The sequence below is a fragment of the Methylobacterium sp. J-026 genome (genome assembly GCF_022829585.1).
GTDB lineage: Bacteria > Pseudomonadota > Alphaproteobacteria > Rhizobiales > Beijerinckiaceae > Methylobacterium.
Genome location: NZ_JAKSYC010000195.1, coordinates 51951 through 57950, shown reverse-complemented (window position 1 = coordinate 57950; position 6000 = coordinate 51951). Strand labels below are relative to the sequence as shown.

The window sequence follows — 6000 nt, the reverse complement described above, 5'->3', positions numbered from 1 at the left end:
GAACCGGTGGGATGCGGGCGGCAGCCGCCGTACGGCTCTCAAACGCGGAACGGGCGCGAGGCGGCGGCGCCCCCCCCCGTGCCGCCCTAGGTGGTGTAGAAAACGGGTTCCACCCCCCGCGCTCCGCCGGCCGGCGCCGTGGGTGTGCGGGGGTCCCCCGCCGAGACTGTCACGCACCCGCGGGGCTAGTCAACCTTTGTCGAGGTGGCCTCGGCGGACACCGTATGTAAGCGGATGCCGCCGCCGGACCGCTACACGAAGCCGAACACCTGGGCGAGTCCTAGGCCCGAACCCTTGACGTCCTCCTTGGTGGTGAAGAACGGTTCGAACACCCGCGCTAGCACCGCCGGCGCCATGCCGGTGCCGGTGTCGCTCACCGAGACCATGACGTACTCGCCGGGCTGCGGCTGCTCGGGCCGGCTCGGCGGCCCCGTGACGGTGACGTTGGCGGTCTCGATGGCGAGGGTTCCGCCCACCGCCATCGCGTCCCGGGCGTTGATCGCGAGGTTGAGGATCACGAGCTCGATCTGGGTGGCGTCCACCAGCGCCGGCCAGAGCCCCTCCTGCAGCGTCGTCTCGATGCGGACCGCCCCGCCGATGGAACTCTGCAGCAGGTCCCGCATCGAGAGGACCGTCTGGTTCAGCTCCACCGGGGTCGGCTCCAGGCGCTGGCGGCGCGAGAACGCCAGGAGCTGCGCCGTCAGGTTGGCCCCCCGCTCCGCGGCGCCCTTCATCATCGCGAGCCGGCGCTTCGCGCGGTCGTCGGAGACCGCGCGTTCCAGGAACTCGATGTTGCCGGCGATCACGGTCAAGAGATTGTTGAAGTCGTGCGCCACGCCGCTGGTGAGCTGGCCGACCGCCTCCAGGCGCTGATTGAGCCGCAGGGCCTCCTCGGCCCGCTCCCGCTCGCCGATCTGGCGCTGGAGCTCGGCATTGGCTTCCGCGAGTTCCCGGGTCCGCTCGGCGATGCGCGCCTCGAGCGTCTCGTTCAGCGCCTGCAGCGCGGCTTCCGCCGCCCGCTTGTCGGCGCGGGCCCGCCGCTCCGCCAGGGCCCGCACGATGGTGCGGGGCATGCGGTCGAGCCGCTGCTTGGTCACGTAGTCCGTGGCGCCGTTCTTCAGCGCCTCGACGGCCACCTCCTCCCCGAGGGTGCCCGAGCAGAAGATGAACGGGATGTCCGGGCATTGCTCCCGGGCGATGCCGAGCGCGCTGACCCCGTCGAAGGTCGGCAGCACGTAATCCGCCAGGATGATGTCGTGGCGGCCGGGCAGGGCCGCGGCCGCGAAGGCGTCGCGCGTCATCACCCGCTCGATCACCACCGCGTGGCCGAGCTTCTCAAGTTCCGCCTCGATAAGTTCCGCGTCGAGGTCGCTGTCCTCCAGGTGGAGGATGCGCAGCGGGCCGGCGGCGCTTCCGATCACACGTTCGATGGCCAGCCTCCCCGGTGCGGCGGGGGCTCGTTCAACAGCGCCCAGAAGACCCCCAGTTCCTTGATGGCGGCGAAGAACTCCTCGAACCCGACCGGCTTCACCACGAAGGCGTTCACCCCGAGGTCGTAGGAGCGCACCACGTCGGTCTCCTCCCGCGACGACGTCAGCATCACCACCGGGATCCCGCGGGTCGTCGGATCGCCCTTGATCTTGGCGAGCACCTCCAGGCCGTCGACCTTGGGCAGCTTGAGATCGAGCAGCACCACCGCCGGATCCTGGGCCTGGCGCCGCTCGTGCGGCCCGCGCCGGTAGACGAAATCGAGCGCCTCCGCCCCATCGCGGCAGATGACGATCTCGTTGGCGAGCTGGCTGGATTCCAGGGCCGCGAGCGTCAACTCGATGTCGTTCGGGTTGTCCTCCACGAGGAGGATCGGCTTCAGTCCCGCCATGTCAGTGCGATTCCTCCCGGAGCGGCAGGGTGAAATAGAAGGTCGCGCCCTGGCCCAGTTCGCCCTCGGCCCAGGTCCGGCCGCCGTGACGCTCGACGATGCGCCGGACGTTGGCCAGTCCGATGCCGGTGCCCTCGAACTCCTCGACCCGGTGCAGGCGTTGGAACACGCCGAACAGCTTGTCGACATAGGCCATGTCGAAGCCGGCGCCATTGTCGCGCACGAAGAACACCGCCTCGCCGTCCTTCGGCGGCAGGCGCCCCATCGTGATGACGGCCTCGGGCTTGCCCCGGGTGTACTTGGCCGCGTTCGAGAACAGGTTCTCGATGACGAGCCGCAGCATCACCGGGTCGGCGTAGGCACGCCCGAGCGGCGCGATGTCCCACACGATGCTCCGGTCGGGGGGGACGTCGCGCAGGATCTTGCGCCGGACCTCTTCGACCAGGGCGTTCATGTCGCCCGAGACCTTGTTCAGGGCGTTCCGGCCCATCTGCGAGAACGCGAGCAGGTTGTCGACCAGGGTCCCGGCCGAGAAGGCGGCCTCGATGATGGTGTCGACGTAGTGCCGGCCCTTCTCGGAGAGGTTGGCCCCCTCGCGGGTCTTGAGCAGGTTCGAGTACCCGACGATGTGCCGGAACGGCGCGCGCAGGTCGTGGCTCACCGAGTACGAAAACGCTTCGAGCTCCTTGTTCGAGCGCTGAAGCTCCTCGCTCATGGCCGCGAGTTCCTCGGCCCGGCGCAGCACGATGCCGAGCACCGAGGCGCGCAGGTCCTTGGCAGCCTCGACCTCGGGGATGGACCAGGGTAGCGAGCGGCCCTGCACCGTCTCCTTCCAGATCTCGAACGACTTGCGCGGATGCAGGCGGTCCGGCCCGCCCTCGGGATCGGGCACGGCCGGTTTGGTCGGGTTGCCGCCCCACTTGACCGTCCGGACCACCTCCGGCCTGAACCACAGGATGTAGCTCGCGTATTTCTTCGAGACCGAGATCGCCAGGAGCCCGCTCGCCCGGTCGGCGAAGGCCGCCGCCCCGGGGATGACCTCCGACAGGGCCTCGGACACGAAGACGGCGTCGGTGTCGCCGCGGGCCGACAGCCATTCGTACAGGGCGCGCACCGCCCGCTCGTCCGGCGTCGCGCCGAGGAGCCGGCACCGGTCCGCGGTGACGATGGCCGCGCCGGAGGCGTTCACCAGGGCCAGGACGTCGTCGGGATGCTTGAGGAGGCCGTCGACGAAACTGTCCTCCTCGGCCATGAACCCGAGCAGGCGCGCCTGCACCTGCCCCAGCGCCAGCCGCTGCTCGGCCTGGGCGCCGCGCTCCCGCGCCGAGAGCTGCAGGGCGAAGATCTGGGCGAGCACGTCGCAGGCATTGCGGGCGTGGAGCGGCACGCGCTTGGGCTTGCTGTTGTGGCAGGAGATCAGGCCCCACAGGCCGCCGTCGATCAGGATTGACACCGACATCGAGGCCATCGTGCCCATGTTGCGCATGTACTCGACGTGGACGGGCGAGACGGAGCGCAGCACGGACTGGCTGAGGTCGAGCGGCTTGCCGGCCGGCGTCGTCGCCGGCAGGATCGGCACGGGCGCGTAGCCCGCGTCCGGGATGATGCGCAGGCGGTTGCTGCGGTAGAGTTCGCGCGCCTGCGCGGGGATGTCCGAGGCCGGGAAGCGCAGGTCGAGGTAGGACGGCAGGACGCCGTTGCCGTCCTCGGCCAGCACCGTGCCGTGCCAGTCCCGGTCGAACCGGTAGACCAGCGCCCGGTCGAGGCCGGTGACGTGGCGGATATCCTCCGCGACGAGTTGGCAGAGTTCCTCGATGCTGCGGGCGGTGTGCAGCCGCTCGACGAAGGCGCGCAGCCGCGGCGTGAGCACGTCGAGGCCGACCCCCATCGCGGCGGCGTCGATCTCCTCCAGTTCCAGCACCACGAGGTCGTCGACCCGGTAGGCCGCGACCTCGTAGGTCAGGCGCGCGGCGTCGGAGGTCAGCGTCACGGTGCGGAGGTAGGACGCGCCGGCCTGCGGGCCGCCCTCGTCGAGATGACGCCGGACGATGATGGCGAGGTGCGGAAAAGCCGCGTGGAGGGACGTGCCGACGGCGGCCTCGACCGGGGCATTCGCGCTGGCCTGCACGATCGCGAGGCTCCCCGCGTCGAGGGCGAGCAGGAAGCCGTGCGGCTGCACGCTCCCGACGATGTGGATCGGCTCGCGGTCGCAGGCGGTCAGGTCGACCCGGGGCGCCGCGTTCTTCGATGGCTCCAAACCGATATACCCCATTGCGACGGACGCTCGGGGGGACCGTACCATCTAACGAACATTAACATCGAGCCGCGGGCCTGACCATGCGCGGTCCGGCCGCTCCGTGCACGATACCGAGGCCGAAGGGCCGGGTTTCAAGGAAGCGACCGACGGTCGCGTCGGACCGATCATTCCCCGGCGCGCCTGGCCGGCGGCACGCGCCCGCTCTGGTCCGGGGGTTGCTACGCTTATGCATCCCGCGAAAGGACCACGATGAAGCGACGCACATTCCTCGCGGCCGGCGCGGCGACCCTGGCGGCCCCGGTCGTCGGCCGGGCCCAGGACGCCCGGGTCCTGCGCATGGTGCCGCAGGCGAACGTGACGTCCATCGACCCGATCTGGACGACGGCGATCGTGACGCGCAACCACGCCTACGTCGTCTACGACACGCTGTTCGGCCTCGATGCCGACCTGCAGCCCCGCCCGCAGATGGCGGCCGGGCACCGGGTCGAGGAGGACGGACGCCGGGTGACGATCACCCTGCGCGAGGGCCTGCGCTTCCACGACGGCACCCCGGTCCTGGCGCGGGACTGCGTCGCCAGCATCCGGCGCTGGGCCGCGCGGAACGGCTTCGGCCAGGTGCTGATGGCGGCGACCGACGACCTGAGCGCCGACGGCGATACGCGCCTCGTGTTCCGGCTCAAGACGCCGTTCCCGCTGCTCCCGAACGCGCTGGCGAGCGTGAGCCAGCCCCCCTTCATCAGGCCCGAGCGGATCGCGCGCACCGACCCGTTCAAGCAGATCACGGACGCCACCGGCTCCGGCCCGTTCCGCTGGAAGGCCGACGAGTTCAACTCGGGCAGCCTGATGGTCTACGAGCGGCACGCCGGCTACGTGCCCGCCCCCGGGGCGCCGAGCCTGACCGCCGGCGGCAAGGTCGCTCATTTCGACCGGATCGAGTGGCGGATCATCGCCGACGGCGCCACCGCGGCGGCCGCGCTGCAAAACGGCGAGATCGACTGGTACGAGCAGCCGCCGCCCGAACTTCAGCAGTTGCTGGCCCGCAACCGGGACATCGTCGTGGAGGGGCTCGACCGCCTTACCAATCCCGCGATCCTGCGGATGAACCACCTGCACCCGCCCTTCGACGACGTCGCGGTGCGCCGGGCCTTGCTGCCGGCCATCGTCCAGGGCGACTTCATGGCGGCGGTCGCGGGCGACGATCCGGCCAACTTCAACGACCGGTGCGGGATCTTCACCCCGGGCACGCCGATGGCGACGGAGGCCGGCCTGGAGGCGCTGACCGGTCCGCGCAGCCTGGACAAGGCCCGGGCCCTGCTGAAATCCGCGGGCTATAACGGTGCGAAGGTCCGGCTGATCGGCCCGACCGACATCCTGGCGCCCTCGGCGATCACCCAGGTGGCGGCCGATCTCCTGCCCCGGATCGGCTTCACCGTGGAGACGGCGCTCAGCGACTGGGGCACCGTGATCCAGCGCCGGGTCTCGCGCGAGCCCGTCGACAGGGGCGGCTGGTCGGTGCTGCTGACCACGTTCTCGTCCTTCGACAATGCCGACCCGGCCGCGCTCCAGCCGCTCCGGGCCAACGGCGCCAATGCCTGGTTCGGCTGGCCCTCGATCCCGAAGCTGGAGGCGCTGCGCACCGCCTGGTTCGCCGCCCCCGACGAGGCGGCGCGCCGGGCACTCTGCGCCGACATGCAGCGGGTCGCCCTCGACGAGGTGGTCTACGTGCCGGTCGGCTCCTACCGATCGATGACCGCGCACCGGCGCAATCTCGCCGGCCGCGTCGTGGGCTTTCCGATCCTCTGGAACCTCCGGAAGGCGTGAGCGGCGTTCCGGAATCCGGCGGGACGCGGCCGTGTCCGTGTCC

Annotated in this window: 4 protein-coding genes; 1 reads left to right on the top strand and 3 read right to left on the bottom strand. The window is 70.8% G+C overall.

Features of this window, described 5'->3' with window-relative positions; genetic code table 11:
* Positions 1-251 precede the first annotated feature (251 nt).
* Genes MKK69_RS18315 through MKK69_RS18305 form a run of 3 tightly spaced genes read right to left on the bottom strand, consistent with a single transcriptional unit; the run spans position 252 to position 4136 of the window.
* On the bottom strand, positions 252-1421 hold the full coding sequence (locus tag MKK69_RS18315; RefSeq protein WP_243970152.1) for a hybrid sensor histidine kinase/response regulator: 1170 nt from the start codon (positions 1419-1421) through the stop codon (positions 252-254).
* Positions 1418-1879, bottom strand: coding sequence for a response regulator (locus tag MKK69_RS18310; RefSeq protein WP_243970150.1), 462 nt, complete (start codon positions 1877-1879; stop codon positions 1418-1420). The genes MKK69_RS18315 and MKK69_RS18310 overlap by 4 nt, the downstream gene beginning before the upstream one ends.
* 1 nt (position 1880) lies before the next feature.
* Positions 1881-4136, bottom strand: coding sequence for an ATP-binding protein (locus tag MKK69_RS18305; protein WP_243970148.1), 2256 nt, complete (start codon positions 4134-4136; stop codon positions 1881-1883).
* A 249-nt stretch (positions 4137-4385) separates the two neighbouring features.
* On the opposite strand from MKK69_RS18305, the gene MKK69_RS18300 reads away from it, so the two are divergent.
* Positions 4386-5957 carry an ABC transporter substrate-binding protein gene (locus MKK69_RS18300; protein WP_243970146.1) on the top strand — a complete coding sequence of 524 codons (1572 nt, stop codon included), beginning with the start codon at positions 4386-4388 and terminating at the stop codon, positions 5955-5957.
* Positions 5958-6000 lie beyond the last annotated feature (43 nt).

Excerpts from the sequence above, each read along its gene's own strand:
- MKK69_RS18310 (WP_243970150.1), bottom strand. The coding sequence starts at position 1,879 with ATGGCGGGACTGAAGCCGATCCTCCTCGTGGAGGACAACCCGAACGAC.
- MKK69_RS18300 (WP_243970146.1), top strand. The coding sequence starts at position 4,386 with ATGAAGCGACGCACATTCCTCGCGGCCGGCGCGGCGACCCTGGCGGCC.